10 protein-coding genes and 2 pseudogenes are annotated in these 14,963 nt (G+C 71.1%); 4 read left to right on the forward strand and 8 right to left on the reverse strand.

What is annotated here, in order from left to right:
- The first annotated feature begins 83 nt into the window (after window positions 1-83).
- Both AVL59_RS16750 and AVL59_RS16755 read left to right on the forward strand, forming a co-directional pair.
- Window positions 84-638: a hypothetical protein gene (locus AVL59_RS16750; protein ID WP_067304869.1), complete on the forward strand. Its 555-nt coding sequence runs from the start codon at window positions 84-86 to the stop codon at window positions 636-638.
- Between the two features lie 103 nt (window positions 639-741).
- Window positions 742-1,038 (forward strand): hypothetical protein, encoded by a 297-nt coding sequence (locus AVL59_RS16755; RefSeq protein ID WP_067304871.1) that lies wholly within the window; start codon window positions 742-744, stop codon window positions 1,036-1,038.
- Between the two features lie 93 nt (window positions 1,039-1,131).
- On the opposite strand, the gene AVL59_RS16760 is transcribed toward AVL59_RS16755, so the two are convergent.
- From AVL59_RS16760 to AVL59_RS16770, 3 genes are read right to left on the reverse strand one after another with little or no spacing between them, the layout of a single operon-like run.
- Window positions 1,132-2,451: an MFS transporter gene (locus tag AVL59_RS16760; RefSeq protein ID WP_067304873.1), complete on the reverse strand. Its 1,320-nt coding sequence runs from the start codon at window positions 2,449-2,451 to the stop codon at window positions 1,132-1,134.
- An 8-nt stretch (window positions 2,452-2,459) separates the two neighbouring features.
- Window positions 2,460-4,472 (reverse strand): PEP/pyruvate-binding domain-containing protein, encoded by a 2,013-nt coding sequence (locus AVL59_RS16765; RefSeq protein ID WP_067304876.1) that lies wholly within the window; start codon window positions 4,470-4,472, stop codon window positions 2,460-2,462.
- Window positions 4,469-5,842, reverse strand: coding sequence for an ATP-grasp domain-containing protein (locus AVL59_RS16770; RefSeq protein WP_067304879.1), 1,374 nt, complete (start codon window positions 5,840-5,842; stop codon window positions 4,469-4,471). The genes AVL59_RS16765 and AVL59_RS16770 overlap by 4 nt, the downstream gene beginning before the upstream one ends.
- Before the next feature lie 362 nt (window positions 5,843-6,204).
- On the opposite strand from AVL59_RS16770, the gene AVL59_RS16775 reads away from it, so the two are divergent.
- Complete coding sequence (locus AVL59_RS16775; protein ID WP_067304881.1) at window positions 6,205-7,491, forward strand: PAS domain-containing protein; 1,287 nt, start codon at window positions 6,205-6,207, stop codon at window positions 7,489-7,491.
- A gap of 361 nt (window positions 7,492-7,852) precedes the next feature.
- Here the strand turns inward: AVL59_RS16775 and AVL59_RS16780 are convergent, their stop codons facing one another.
- A complete protein-coding gene (locus tag AVL59_RS16780; protein ID WP_067304883.1) occupies window positions 7,853-8,704 on the reverse strand; it encodes an NmrA/HSCARG family protein in 852 nt (283 codons plus the stop codon).
- Between the two features lie 143 nt (window positions 8,705-8,847).
- On the opposite strand from AVL59_RS16780, the gene AVL59_RS51365 reads away from it, so the two are divergent.
- On the forward strand, window positions 8,848-9,075 hold the full coding sequence (locus tag AVL59_RS51365; protein WP_067304886.1) for a hypothetical protein: 228 nt from the start codon (window positions 8,848-8,850) through the stop codon (window positions 9,073-9,075).
- Here the strand turns inward: AVL59_RS51365 and AVL59_RS53575 are convergent.
- The 4 genes and pseudogenes from AVL59_RS53575 to AVL59_RS16795 form a co-directional block, all read right to left on the reverse strand.
- Window positions 9,024-9,221: pseudogene (locus tag AVL59_RS53575) on the reverse strand (nucleotidyltransferase); the annotation flags it as partial. The gene AVL59_RS51365 and the pseudogene AVL59_RS53575 overlap by 52 nt on opposite strands.
- A gap of 36 nt (window positions 9,222-9,257) precedes the next feature.
- Window positions 9,258-9,503, reverse strand: a pseudogene (locus AVL59_RS55580) (FHA domain-containing protein); the annotation flags it as partial.
- Window positions 9,500-11,455, reverse strand: a complete 1,956-nt coding sequence (locus AVL59_RS16790) for a S8 family peptidase (RefSeq protein WP_067317368.1) — start codon at window positions 11,453-11,455, stop codon at window positions 9,500-9,502. The pseudogene AVL59_RS55580 and the gene AVL59_RS16790, both read right to left, overlap by 4 nt.
- Before the next feature lie 417 nt (window positions 11,456-11,872).
- Complete coding sequence (locus AVL59_RS16795; protein WP_335743744.1) at window positions 11,873-14,950, reverse strand: helix-turn-helix transcriptional regulator; 3,078 nt, start codon at window positions 14,948-14,950, stop codon at window positions 11,873-11,875.
- Window positions 14,951-14,963 lie beyond the last annotated feature (13 nt).

Genomic DNA, 14,963 nt, shown 5'->3' on the forward strand with positions numbered 1-14,963 from the left:
GACCCTGCCGGCGAACGATGCCCGGGAGCACGGGCGTTGACGACGATCAGTGGGTGATCCAACGCCTCCGATCGGAGCCCCGCATGTTGAACAGGACCCTGCAGGCCACCGCCCTCCTCGCCCTCGTGGCCGCCGTCGCCGCGCCCGTCGCCGTCGCCGCGCCCGCCCCACCCTCACCGCCCGCACCGAAGACCGTCGCCGTCTCCTCGCTCAAAGGTGACGCGCGCATGGACTACCCCGTCGCGGACCAGGAGATACGGGTGTCCGTCGACGCCCGCTCCACGTACACCGTGGGCAGCATCCCGGGGCGCTCCTGGGGCACCTTCCGTATCTCGCACGCCCAGGACGGCAAGCTCTACTGGGGCGAGTTCAAGGTCGACTGCCTCACCACCGGCGGCCCCACCGCCACCGTCACCGGCCGTCTGGTCCGCACCAGCCCTGGCCACCCCTGGCTCACCATGCTGGCTCCGCACACCCGCATGGGCGTGAGCTTCTTCGTACCGGAGAAGGGCGAGGCCCGCATCGGGCTCTCCGGGGCCACCAAGAAGGGTGAGCCGCCGCTCACCAAGTGCATGGCACCCGCCGCCGACGCGAAGGTCGTCGACGGCGGGTACACCCTGCGCGACCGCATCAGCTAAGAGGGCCTCGCCGCGATCGCCGCGCAGGCGCGATCGGTGCTGTGGACCTACGGTGGTCGAAGTGACGCCGATGAGCCGAACCGGCACAGCGGAGGAGGCTGGGATGGAGGAGTACTTCGTCTGGGTGACGACGCGCCGCATCCGGCCGGGCACCCTGGCGGACTTCGAGAAGACCTGGCGGCCCGCCACCCACCCGCACGGGATGCGCCGCGCCTTCGCCTACTGGTCCGACGACGGACAGCAGATCACCGGAGTGTCGTTCTGGGACACCAAGGAGGCGTGCGACTCCTGGCGGGTCTCCGAGCCGGAGACGCAGCGGCGCGCCGGCATGGCTCCGTACGTCGTCGAGGAGCGGGAAGGCTTCTACCGCGGCCGGGAACTCGCTGTTCCCCAGCGGTAGCCACGGGGGAGCGGGGTCCTCGCAAGCCGCGCATACATCCAGTGTCCGCAGGTCAGGCCACCGGCGGCCAAGGAGATCCGCCCGGCCTGCCGTTCACGGGTGTGGCGCGACGCCTTCGTCGACCGGCAGGGCCACGGGCTGGTCCGCTTGCGCCGGCCGCGCCTCGTCCGCTCTCCTCAGACCCAGCCGGTGCAAGGCGAGATGCAGGACCGGTATCAGCACGCAGGTCACCGCGGCGCTCTGCCACAGCAGCGCGTCGAGGCGGCCCGCCGCCAGGTACGCTCCGGCGGCGACCGCGGCCAGCGCGCACACGCCGCGGTCGACGATGCTCTCCACCGACAGCAGCGTGGCGCGCGGCGCGTTCGCCGGGATGGCGTCGTTGACCAGCTTGCGCTGCACGGGATAGACGAATCCGGTGATCGCGGCGAAGGCGCACAGCAGTCCCACCACGAGCCAGGGCCCGCCGAGTACGGTGCCCGCGAGTGCCGCGGCGAGGGCCACGCTCAGCACGGACACCCACACGGCCGGCGACACCCGGCGACTCAGCCACTGAGGGCGGGCCGAGGCCACCGCTTCGGCCACCGTCATGGCCGCGAGCACCGTGCCGTGCGTGCTCTCCCCGATCCCGTGTTCCAGGAGGACCGGCTGGAAGAGGTTGACCTGGCAGATGCGCGAGAGCGTGAACACCGCCACGCCCTGCAGCATGAGCAGCGGCAGCCATGGCGATGTGCGCAGGGCACGGAGAGCGGCGCCGGTGTCACGGAGGAGAGTTCCGTCGCGCCGCCCGGGCCCGCCCGGCCCGGTGCTCCCACCGCGCGGCGCGAGGCGCGGCAGCGCGAGCGCACAGCCCAGGGACCCGGCCGCGCTCGCCGCGCTGAGCACGTACGGGGTCTGCGGAGCGAGCGCCATCAGCGGGCCGACGAGCGGCCAGCAGATCACCTTGGCGGCCAGGCCGAGGGACCGAGCGGTGCCCTCGGCCCTCAGATAGTGGGCATCGGCCCCTTCGGCGCGCAGACCGTCGTAGAGGTAGGCGCTCGCCGCGCCCGACGTGAGTGAGCGTCCGGCCGCTATGGCGAGGAAGTGCACGAGGAAGCCCGTGTACGAGGGGGCCAGCACCGGCGCCATGTTCGCCGCCGTCATGACGACCGCGCCCGCGCGCAGGCAGTTGAGGGCGCCGATGCGGTCGGCGACGACACCCGTCGGTATCTCGAACAGACAGAACGCTATGTAGTAGATGCTCTGGATGCCGAAGATCTGGCTGTCGGACAGACCTGCGTCGCGCTGGTAGGCGTAGAAGACGGGCATCCACCACAGCAGGTTGAACAGCAGCTGGAACCCGTTGTTGAGACGGATGATGCGCCGGGCGGCCGGGGAGGAGACCGGCCGCGCACGCCGGGGCCACAGGGCGGGCATACGGCGGCTCACCGGGCGTAGGGGCGGATCTGGACCAGGTGGAAGACCCCTTGGTCCGCCATCAGCCACTCGATGTCCAGCGCGTCGTCGGCGTCGTCCTCGCTGAAATGGGACTGCAAGAGGCGTCCGGTGAAGGCCAGCCGGGCGAGCGCCGAGCGAGTCTCCGACGGCAGGTCCTTGCCCGCGGAACCGATGTCCACCGTACGTCCGCCGCCCTCGACGGTGTTGTACAGGTACTGCTGCGGCAGGACGGTGCCGTCCACCACCCGCTCCGGCGAACCGGGCGTGCAGTTGAGGTACACGTTGCGGAAGTCCTCCCGGCGGGTCGGATTGCAGGTCACCAGCACACCGCCGAGACGAGCGGGCACGTACTCCTGGACGATCACTCCCATGTAGGTGTCGTCCAGGGAGATGCCGGCCTGGTGCCGCAGACGCACGCTGCGCGGTGACAGCAGGGACGCCCACACGTGCCGCACGGCGTCCATGAGCCGTTCGGCCCCGCGCACGGTGGTCACCGAGTCGTAGATCCCCGCCGCGGAGAAGCCCGGCAGGTCCTCGGCGTTGGAGGAGGAGCGCACCACCATCCTGCGGCCGTCGGACAGCAGGTCCGGCACCGCTGCCGTGACCGCCCGGGTCACCTCGTCCGGCATCGGCGTGCCGCGCACGAGGTGCTGGAGGGTCAGGCACAGCGGGTCCACGAGGTCGAATGCCTCCAGCTCCAGGGCCATCTTCAGCTTGCCGATGCCCTGTTGGAGCGCGGGGGAAGAGGTCAGGAACAGGTGGTGGAGGTGGAACGGCAGCGCCACGCCCTCGGGGGCGCGGACGGTCCGGGCCACGTGTTCGGCAGCCGCGGCGCGCAGTCGCTCCGGCGAGGCTCCCCCTTCGCCGAGGCGAGTGCTCAGGTGGCCGAGGAGATGGGGGCGCGGCGGGCGCCGGCGCGCGTAGAACACCGTCAGGTCGGCGGTGCGGCTGTCCAGGACGTGGTGCAGTTCCCCGAGGTTGGCGGCCTTGGTGCCGTAACTGTCGCGGTCGGTGCGCCGCAGCCGGTCGAGCGGCAGAACCGGGGCCTGGTGCAGCAGCGGCGTCCCTATGCGGATGCGCTGCTGGTGCCAGGCCGGCTTCTTCAGAGCCGGCGGTCCGGGCAGCGGCTCCAGCGTGACGGAGTCCTCACGGACCCGGTAGCGCACCCAGGCGCCGTCCAGGCCGTCGTGCCGCACGAGGGCGTCGAGGTCGCGGACGATCGCGTTCGGGATGCCCCAGCCCGAGGCCAGCACGTTGGTGTGCGAAAGCGGTGTGGTGGGCGCGGTGTTGACGAATCCGGCGACTCTGGGCACGTCGTCGGGGAGGCGGGGCATCGCGACGATGTCCGACCAGCCGAGATCCGCGGCGGCTGCCGCGTACTCGGCCATGGTGCGGAAGTGACGCAGCCGGCCCTCGGCCTCTCCGGGGTTGAGGCAGGTGCGGGTCCGGTCGCCGAACAGCTCGTGGCTGAGGATGCGGGGTACGTCCGCCTCGCCGACCGAGGCCAGTTCGTTCTCCTGGCCGTGGTTGGCGGGCTTGAGCAGCAGCGGGAGACGTCCGTCCACCCGCTCGCGCACATAGCGGTAGAACTCCTCCAGCAGGGAGCCCTGCATGGTGTCCGCCTCGGTGGTCTCCAGCACCAGGAAGGGACGCTCGGTGCCGTCCGGGTCCTCCTCGGTGTGGAGGGACAGCACCCCGAGGAGGAAGCGGCGTTCGGGGTCCATGTAGACGGACGCGTTGAACGCGTCCAGGCCCTCGTCGAGTTCGGCCAGGGTCATGCCGAGGACGCGGGTGGCGATGTAGTCGACGTGGAAGGGGTGCGCCTGCGTGTCGAGCAGGTGCCAGGTGCTGTCGGCGCGGTCCACCACGATCTTCAGGTACGGGTGTCCGGCCAGCACTCCGGACAGCGTCCGGAACAGGGGCAGCGACAGATTGGCGCCGACGACGGTGCGGTCGCCCGCGGCCCCGGTCGCGCCGTCCTCGTCCAGGGCGAGGGTCATGCCCGCACCCCCTCGGTGACGTCCGCGGGCAGGATGTGCGGCAGCGCGTCCACCAGGGCGGTGAGGTCGCGGACGACGGTCTGCGGCCGGTCGGCGGACAGCAGGCACATCCCCGCCATGGTGTTGGCGCCCGCGGCCGGATCGTAGACCGGCACGGGTGTGCCGTCCGGCAGGGAACTCTCGCGGACGACGGACAGTGTGCTGCCCGCGCCGACCGGGGCGGAGCGGATCACCGACGCGGAGTCCCACAGATGCCGGCGTGGCCATGGGGCGCCCGCGCCGTCCACGGCGAGGACGACGAGGGACCCGGCCGCGCCCTCGGCGTCCGCGGGCGTGAGCGCCCGTGACGGCCAGCGGGCCGGCCGGCCGAGCAACTGGTCGGTGAACATGGCGACCATGTCGAGCCCGAAGACCTCCTCGATCTGGGGCACCGTCATCGCGCCGCCGAACCGCGCCGCCGTCTCGATCACCCACATGCGGCCGTCCGCCCCGAGCTTGATCTCCGTGTGGATGCCGCAGTTCTCCAGCCCGAGCGCCTCCACGGCCCGCCGGGCCAGCTCGACGATCCGGGCCTGGGCCCCCGTACCGACCGCTGCGGGGGTGATACCGGCCCGTTCGGTGAACGGCGCCACCGTCGGCATCCGGCCGCTCAGACACACCGGCCGGAAGACACCGTCCACGACCACGCCCTCGACGCTGACGTAGTCACCCCACCCCGAGCCGTCGAACCACTCCTCGGCACGGCCGGTGACGATCTCCTCGACGATGAAGTCCTCACCGGCGCCGCCGACATGGAGCTCCGCGTAGCCGAGCCGCGCCGACTCGGTCATCACCGCGCGCGACCGTTCCCAGGCGTCCCGCACGTCCTCGGGCCCCTCGATGATCTGGTGCGCGGTCGAGCCGGCGCTCCAGGCCGCCTTCAGCAGCAGCGGACAGGGCAACTCGGTGGCCGCGGCCCGTAGTTGCCGTTCCGTGGCGACGGCAGTGAAGCGGGGCTGGGGTATGCCCCGGCCTTCCCAGGCCGCGCGCATCAGGCGCTTGTCGCGGGCGAGCGCCGCGGCCGGTCCGGCGCCCCGCAGCCCGAGCAGCCGGGAGGCTTCCGCGACCGCGACCACCGCGTACTCCGAGAAGGTGATGACGGCGTCCGCGCCGACCTCGCGGGCACGCGACGCGATGAGTTCGACCAGGTCGCGTTCGTCCGCGTCGCCGCGTGCGACGACCGAGGCGCACAGCCGCGCCGGGTCCGCCGCCACGTCGACGGGCAGATCGCTGAGTGCCAGCAGGTGCACGGCTGACCTCGCGGCCACCCGAGGCAGCGCGTACCCCATCGGGGGACCGCCCTTGGCATGCACGTACAGCACCTTCGTCACGAAATCCCAACTCCTTTGTCTTCCGGGCGAGTTCTCATTGAGGCGCGGTGGTTCGCGCGGCGCGCGGAGCGGTGTGTCGGGGTGCGCCGGCCGGTCGTCCACCGTTCCGCGGTCTCGTTTCAAGCGAAGCAGCCCGGTTGCCCGTTTCCGGGAGTGCGAAGCCTCGACGTCTCAGGCAAATGCCTGACTCATGACGGCGATTGACGTTCCGTGAAGGTCCCGTGATGGGTTAGTGCCCCGCCTGGGTGCACACGCATGGTGCACGGGCTGATCCCGGGCCGTCCTGCATGCCGCCCGCGCCTACGGGACACGCATGAGGTGTTACTCAAAGTAATGTCGTGGAATGTTGAAGGAGTCGAGTCGTGGACGAGGCCGATCTCAAGACGCTGCTGGCGCCCCTCCCGGTGTCCTGGTGGGAAGCCGACGGCGGCTCGGAACTGGTCGAGAGCGGGGGCGGTGCCTTCGCCGACGAGCGCACCGCCCGCCGGTTCCTGCGGGCCCTGTGCGCCGATCACGGCGGTCCGTCGCGGTTATCCGGAGACGGTCCCTACCAGGCGCGGTTCGAGGGCCGCATGTTCGACGTCAACTGGCCGGCCCGTGGCGGTGGCGCGCCCTGCGGCCGCAGCAGAGGAGTCGCGGTCGAGGTGGGCGGCGTGGCAGCCGGGACGGGACCGTACGCGTCCTTCGCCGACCTGAGCCCGGCCGCGGTGTTCGTCCGCGACGCCGACGGCCGCTATGTCTGGGCGAACCACGCCTACGCCCATCTGTACGGAACCACGCGCGACACCTTGATCGGCCGGCACCTCGCGGAGATCGACGGACCCGATGACGTGGCGCGGTTCCTCGCCCTCGACGAGGAGGTCCTCACCGGCGGGCACTCCGTACGGCACACGCTCGTCTACCGGCGTGCGGACGGTTCCCGCGGGCACGCGGCCGGTTACCGCTTCCCCGTCCGCTGGGGCCGGCTGCGCTGCGTGTCGGGCATCTACGTCGACATCACCGACTACACCCGTGCGCTGGACCAGCGGCGTCAGGCCGAGGCGGATCTGCGCGCGCTGAGGGACCACAGTGGCCTCGCCTGCCTGCGCCTGTCCGCGGACGGTGTGGTCAGGGACGCGGGCACCGCCGCCGCCGAACTGCTGCACGTCCGCCTCGGCGACCTGGTCGGATCGCCCGCCGACACCCTGCTGGCCCGCACACCCGAACGGACGGCGCTGCACCGGATCTGGGACGACCTCATCACCGGCCGGCGCAGAAGCGCGCGCACCAGTGCCGTGCTCGCCGACGGTGACCTCCGGCGCCGAGCCTGGATCCACTTGAGCGCCGTGCACCACGCCACGGAACCGCTGCCCGGTGTCTGGGCGGTCATCACCCGGCTCGGCCTGAGCCACGAGGCGCGCCCACCGCTGACGGCCGCCCAGGTGCGGATACTCGCCCTGCTGGCCGCAGGGCACAGCAATGCGGACATCGCCGCAACCCTGCATCTCTCGCGGCAGACCGTCGACTACCACCTGAGCCGCCTGCGGCATCTCCTGGGGGTCGCGACCCGGCCGGCACTGGTCGCCCGCGCCTACGTGCTCGGCATCCTCTCTCCGCACTCCTGGCCGCCGCGCTCCACCACGGCGGCACATCCGCTCAGCCCTGCCTGACCGGTCGAGCCCCGTCGCCCGGTACGGCGCCACGCTCCCGGATGCGCGCGTACGCCCCCTGGGGCGTCGGTTCTTTCCCCGGACAGGCCCGCGACGCCGTCAGGGAGGCGGCATTCACGGTCCTGGGTCTCATGCTTCAGGAACGCCCGGCTTTCTCCAACGGCTCAGGCTTCGCTCCAAGACGCCTGCGGGGCTTCGACCGAGCGGGAGCCTTCCGACGCGCCGGAAGGTGACCTGCCGCGCCGTCCGCACTATTCATCCTCGGTGGGTGGGCACTGCGTCCGTGGTGCAGAGGGTGTCCGAGGGCCCGGGTTCCAGCGACGATGAATCCGGCGAGCCGGCCGGCATGCGGAAGGCCGGTTCAGTCCCCGGTGGCCCAGGTGCGCCGCGCCCAGTCGGCGAAGCCGGTCCAGCGGATCTCCGGGTGGGCATCGTGAAGTGCGCGGATGTCGACGCGATAGCCAGGGCCGTTCAGAAACGACCACATCGCGTGCATGTCCGGATTGCCGATGGCCGTCAGGGGGACGTACTCATGGCGGACCTCCCGTCCCAGCGCCGCGCCGAGCGCGGCCGCCATCTGCGAGGGAGTCGGTGCGTCACCGGCCAGTTCGATGCGCTGCCCGACGTACGGAGCCGGGTTCAGCAGTACTTCCGCCGCGAACGCGCCGAGGTCCGGCCGGGCGAGCTGCTGCAACGGCCGGTCCGGCGGCAGCGGTAGATCGAGAACACCGTCGAGGATGCGTTCCGCCCCGCCCAGTGCGTTGTCGAAGAAGTAGGTCGGCCCCAGAATCGTGTACGGCACATCACCCGCGGCCAGTTCCGCCTCGATGCGCGCCTTGCTCTCGAAGTGCGGTACCCCGCTGTCCTGGTCGGCCCCGGCGACCGAGCTGAACACGAGATGCGGAACGCGTTCCCGCGCCGCGGCGGCGAGGATCGCCCGTCCCTGTTCCACCTCCGCCTCGACACCGGCCTCGAAGGGCGTGGTGAACGCGAAGACCCCGGCAACCCCTTTCATGGCCGCGGCGAGCGACCCGGGATCGCTCAGGGAACCCGCCACCACCTCGACACCCCGGTCGGCCAGCTGCCGCGCGGCACTGCGGCCCGGGTCGCGGACCAGCGCCCTGATCCGGGCCCCGTGGACGAGCAGCGCGTCGGTCACGGCGCCGCCCTGCCCGCCCGTCGCGGCAAGCACCAGGATCGGCTCGTGCGTCATGGATGAACTCCCTTCCCTGCGACGGGGCATCGGAACTGAGGTCGGCCCCGACGGCAACCATCCGTCACGAACGACAGCGCATGACGCAGACTCGCCCGAGACGGGCGCTGGAGGACTCGATTCGCCCGGGAGAACCACGGGCTGTGGACCGTCTCGGCGAGATGGAGGAGCCGCTGCGGCGCACGGCTCGCGGCGGACTGAGCGGACAGAACATCTTCCCCGCCATCCAAGCCTCGTTCCTGTGGAGCGGTCATGCCTGGTTCACCGGCCGGTGGCCGGAGCTTCGACAGGTGGCCGAGCAGGGTCTGCGCTGGTGTGAGGAGCGCGACTTGCCGATGGACGCGGCGACACGCATCTGCTCGGGGCAGTAGCGGCCGAAGAGCTCGGCGGACTGGCCGAGGTCGCTGGTCCATCCGCCTCATCGGGGCATGATCAGGGTGAACCCTGTGCGGACGATGCGACGGCCGACGAGACGGCCGAGGGGCCGGCGATCGGCGTCCGTGGTGGCTTCGGCCGCTGCGGCAACAAGAGCAGCCTCGGCCGGCGCGATGCGCCGGCCGAGGCCGTAGGTGCCGTTGGTGCTGTTCAGGGCCACCAGGACCCAACGTGTACCGCCCCAGTGGATGCGACGGTGCCGCCAGGAGACGAAGTTCTCTGGAACACCACGTCCGACTGCGGAGCACGGTCCATGGTGTACGTCCTGGCGGGAGCGAGTCTCAGGAAGCTTCCGGCCACCGACAGGAACAGAGGTGGTGTTCCGTACTCCACGGGTGGTGCCTCCTGCGGCGGGCCGAATCAGGAAAGACGGATCACCGCCCGGTCGCCGTCGACGCTGATGATGTCGACCACGAGGTCGTCGATCTGTGACCGGCCCGGGGCGGTCTGGCTGTCGCTGGACTGCTGCGCGCCGTCGCCGGACGACGCCGTGAAGGCCACCGTGTTGTCGGAGACGCTGTCGATCCTGAGCTCGTCCACGCCTGCCGCGCCGTCGAGGTCGATCGTGTCCCCAGTGGTCACCTCGACCTGACAGGCGTTGTGGCGGCAGGCGCCGAGGTCTGTGCCGGTCGCCGCCTCTCCAGTTCCGTCCCCCGCTCCGGTCCCGTCCGACGGGGAGTCCGAGGGAGAGTCCGAGGGGGAGTCCGACGGGGAGTCCGAAGAGGAGTCCGAGGGAGGCGCCGAGGGCGAGCCGGTCGCCGCGGAAGACCCACTCTTGGCGACGGCCTCGACCGTCTTGGCGGCGTCGGCGAGCCCGGCGCCGCAACCGCCTGCGCACGTGCCGGGAATCGGTCGGGCGTTGGCCTGGATGGCCGACTCGATCTCCGCAGGCGTCAGCTGGGGGTTCGCGGAGAGCATCAGGGCGGCGAGTCCGGATATCTCCGGGGCGGCCTGGCTGGTTCCCTGCTCGAAACGGAAGTTCTCCGCAGCGGGGACGGTCTTGCCGGAGTTCATGGTGGAGAGGATGCCGTCCTCGAAGCGGCCGTTCCTCGTGTCACCACCAGGGGCCGAGATGTCCACGGCATGGCCGAAGTTGGAGTAGAACGCCTTGTTGCCCGCTCGGTCGGTCGCGGCGACGGTGATGACGTGGTCGCAGCTGGCGAAGTCGAACTTGCCGGCATCCAGCGGCGCGGGACGGGTGCCCTGATTGCCGGCGGCGACGACGATCGTCGAGCCGCGCCGGACGGCTTGGTCGATGGCCGTCTGCATAGGCGGAGTGCACGGTCCCTCCGAGCCCAGGCTCATGTTGATGACCTGGGCCGGGGTCTTGTTGTCGGGTACGCCGGCGACGCTCCCACCGGACGCCCAGGTGATGGCGTCGATGATGTCGGAGGCCGGAGTGATGCAGCTGCCCAGCACACGTATCGGCTGTACCTTCGCGTCGGGCGCGACGCCCACGGTCCCCTTCCCGTTGTCGGCGGCTGCCACGATCCCAGCGACGTGTGTGCCGTGCCACGAGGATTCCGGGGAAGTGGCCTCGTCCGGAGGGCACTGGCCCTCTTTCGCGAAATCACCAGGGTCGGAGGGGTCGCTGTCGCGGCCGTCACCGTCGTTCGCGTTGTCCTTGTTCTGTCCGTTCTGCCCGTTCTTGTCGGGGTCATGGTCGGAGATGAAGTCGAATCCCGGGACGATGTTGGCGTCGAGGTCGGAGTGCTTGGTGATTCCCGTGTCGAGGACGGCGACCGTCACCCCCTTGCCGGTGGACGTACGCCATGCGTCGGGCACGTCCAGGCCGGCCTTGGGGTCCGACAGGTTCCACTGCTTGGAGGTGAGGTCCGTGCCGTCGGACGGCAGGATGTCGTCGTCGGCTTCAACACGCGGTTCGATGTCCGAGGTCGGCACCTGGCTGTCCGGTACGACGTAGGCGACGTCCGAGTCGGACCGCAACTGGTTCATGACCTTGATGACGTCCTTGGCAGGTCGTACTCCGCCCAGACTCACCAGCGCCGCGCCGGTGCCCAGGCGGCGTTCGTACGACAGCTTCTCGCCGGTCTTCGCGGCCGCGGCGCTGATGCCCGTGCGTACCGCGTGCTCCGAATGCGCCTCCTGTGCCTTGGACTTGTAGCCGACGATCAGGCCGGACACGGGCCCGATCGCCGTCGTCGCGGCCTTGGGCAACGCGGAGGCCGCGGACTTCCCGGACCCGGGGGAGTCCTCCCCGGCCATGGCGGTGGCTACGGCGCCGGCGAGCAGTGTCGTGCCCAGCGCGGTGGCGACGAGTATGCGCCCGCGCCGGGATTTGCGGTGTGTATGCACTGTCTGCCTTTCGAGCGGACCGGATTCGGGCACACCGAAACCGGTCGGGAGATGGTGAGGTCCGGCCTGGGACGACTCCTGGCCGCCCGGAGCGGTCGGGCCTCCGCCGTTACCGGCGGACATGGGGGATGGCCGTGACCGCACCGGGCGGGTGTGTTCCCGCCCTGCGCCGCGAGAGGCGGCGAACACACGAGCCGCGCCCTGCGTGCCGCGGCCGTACGGTGTCTGCTTCTCCTTCTCGCACCGCACGACCCCGGGACAACAGCACGCTTGGCCGTGCTCCGAACTTAGGCCAGCCGAAAGGGAGTTACCTATCCTTAATGTCGGATCACGGGTACCTACTTAAATGCGCGGACCACGGGTGGCCGACCCCCGATGTGCCCCGGGCACTGCCGCGGCGGAAAGTCGGCCCCTGGATCAGTTGGTTCGCCGACCCGGCTTGTCGTGGGCCTTCAGCGCCAGTTCATTGCGCGAGACCACGCCCAGTTTCCTGAGGGCGCGGGCGACATGCTGTTCCACCGTTCGCGGGGACAGGTGCAGTGTGGCCGCGATCTCGCGGTTGCTCAGGCCGGCACCTGCGAGCTCCGCGACCTCCTGCTCGCGCGGCGACAGCCGCTCGTCGTATCGGGGACGGCCCCGGGCAGGCCGTTCGGCGCCGGGATGAGCCCGCAGTTCCGCACGCACCCTGGCCACGTCCCGTGACGCTCCCAGTGCTTCCAACTCCATTGCGGCATCGGCCAGTTCCGAAAGCCCCGCAGTGGTCGACGGACTGCTCGCCAGGGCGCATCGTCCGGCGGCCTCGGCCATGAGAGCCGCGTCGTAGGGCCGGGGAAGCGACTGGTAGCGGGTACGGGCATGCCGGAAGTGCTCAGCTGCTTCCGGGAATGCACCATCCGCCTCGGCCAGCAGTGCGTGGCACCGCACGAGTGCCGCGGTGGCCGTGGGCGCCTGTCGCTCCTCGATACCGGCCGCGAACTCGACCACCAGCTCTCGCGCGGTGGCAGGCTCTCCGGCCCGGATCGTCGCTTCGACAGCCCATGGCGCCAGTTCGGCCGCCCATACCCAGACGCCTTTGGCGCGTAGCGCGGCCCATCCGTCGGACGCCTCCCGGGCCGCGGTCTCCAGGTCCTCGCGGGCGAGGGCGAGCCTGATCCGGCCGCCCGCGGCCGCCGCCGTCAACGGTACGGGGCCGCTCGCCTCGGACGAGCCGACGGCGGCCGAGAGCCAGGTGCCGGCCTGGGCCCAGTCCCCCTTCGCCATGGCGAGGACGCCCAGTACCAGCATGGCGTCGCCCGCGGCGAAGGGCGTGTCGCCGACCTCTGCCACATAGGCGCGGGCCCGGGAGGCGAGGCCCGCCCAGCGGCCGGTCACCATGTCCAGGTGCAGTTCGGTACCCCGCACCATCTGCTCCTGGTACACGGAGCCACTGCGCAGAGCCAGCCTCGGGCCCTCGACGAGCAACGCGCGCGCTCGTGTGTACTCGCCCAGCCAGGTGGCCGCGTCGACGGCGTTGCACACACCGCGTGCGACATGCTGGAGAACCTCCGGGTCGACGTGTTCCCGGGGGAGCCGCTCCAACTGCCGCCACCCCTCCGCGTCGCCCACGCTGAGCAGTACGGTCACCTGGTTCGCCGCGACGGCGGCCCGGACCACCGGGTCCCCGCTCTCCACCGCGGTCGTCTCGGCCCGCGTCAGCCAGGAGAGATTGTCGGCGAGGGGACCATCGGGCCAATAGGGCAGCGCCAAGGCCGCCATGGCCCGGGCCGCCAGCCTCGCGTGGCCGCGTAACTCCTCGACGGATTTCATGAGGTCGGCGCGTCCTTCGGCCGCCTGCCCCAGGTGGTTGCCGAGGAGCAGCCCGAGGTCGAGGCGGATCTCGCCGCGCACGGCAGCGGGCAGCTCGGGGTCCTCGACGAGTCTGCGCAGCACCTGAACCGTCTGGTCGGAGCGCAGTGCGCTGTACGCGCTGCGGGCGAGCATCAGAGCAAGCCGAGCCCGGTTCGGATGAGCGACCAACGGGTTGGCGAGCGTGTCCTCCAGCAACGCGATCGCCGACTCGTGATCCCCGGCCTCCACGGCCTCACGCGCGGCTTTCTCCACGCTCCCCAGCCAGTCGTTCGTCCGGCCGGAGGCGAGCTGGTGGCGGGCCAGCCGCGCCCACGGCGTGGGGCGCCGGGCCTCCAGGACCGCGGCCGCGCGACCGTGCAGCTCCCGTCGTACCGGGCCGGCCAGCAGCTGGTACACGGCCGCGGCCTCCATCGGCATCCGGAACCCGTACTGACCGAGACCCAGTTCGTGCAGCACCGCCTCGCACAGCGCGGCCGTCAGCGCGGAGCGGCCGCTGTCCACCGACAGGTCCGCCACCGATGACAACTCGTCCTCCGTAGCGGCCTCGTCCAGTACGGCCGCCGCCCACGCCAGGCGTCGTGTCTCCTCGTCCAGCGCCGCCATCCGGCCGACGACCAGCTCGGTGAGCCGGACCGGTACCGCGGCCTCGTCCACATGCCGGGCGGTGAGCCGGTCCCGGCCGACCATCGTGGGTCTGGCGCCCGGAAGGGGTCCGGCGGTCTTCAATTCGGTCAGGAGGTCGGCCACCGCCTGGGCGATGCCGCCCGAACGCTCGTAGAGCCGGGTGAGGAACCGGGCCGAACAGCGGTCCTCGCCCAGTGCCTTCACCGCCATCTCGTGGACCGTGGCCTCGTCGAGCGGCCCGAGCCGCAGTCGCAGGAGGTTCATCTCGGCGGGGTAAGCCACGGGGGCACCCAGCACCAGCCCGGGGCTCGCCAACTCCTCGGGACGGTAGGTCAGCACGGCACGCAATCCCGCCGGAGGGTGCTCCAGGAAGGTCCGCAGAGCGCGCGCGTCCTGCTCGCCCGCGCGCTGCACGTCCTCGGCCACCAGCAGCATCGGAACGTCCCTGCCGAACGAGGCGGTCAGCTCGCTCAGCGAGGAGACGGGGGACTGCTCCAGCCCCGGCTGCACCAGGACAGTCCCCCGGGTGTCCGTGGGACACCGCGGAGCCGCACTCTTCGCCGCCGCGGGCGCACTCCCTTGCGGTCGGGTGAACTCCTGGTGAATGTCGGCACCCGAGGATCTGAATGTCACTTTCAGACGGGGCAAGCCGCCGAGTTCCGGGAGTGTGAGAAGCCACCTCACAAAGCGAGTCTTACCCGTACCGGCCGCTCCGTCGACGAGTACCAGCACCGTCGCATCCGTCGCGGCCGACGCCAGTGGCTCGTGTACCGATGTCTCCCACTCGCGTTCACGCATAACGGTCCCGTTCCCCTGCGTTCGTGCGCACTTGCCAGAACAGTGCCCCGACTCCGGCGGGGTCATGGCGCCGTCGCAATTGCGCACCGTCCGCGTCTCATCGAACCAGAGGACGGGGTGACATTGTGCGTACTCAGCGTTATTGCGTATCCGTAAGTCGGTTTCCCTGCTTGTCGCGGCACTTCGAGGGCGGCACGGTCGAAAGCGATGCCTCGCACAACTCATCAGCGACCCCAGG

The sequence above is a fragment of the Streptomyces griseochromogenes genome (assembly GCF_001542625.1).
GTDB classification, from domain to species: domain Bacteria; phylum Actinomycetota; class Actinomycetes; order Streptomycetales; family Streptomycetaceae; genus Streptomyces; species Streptomyces griseochromogenes.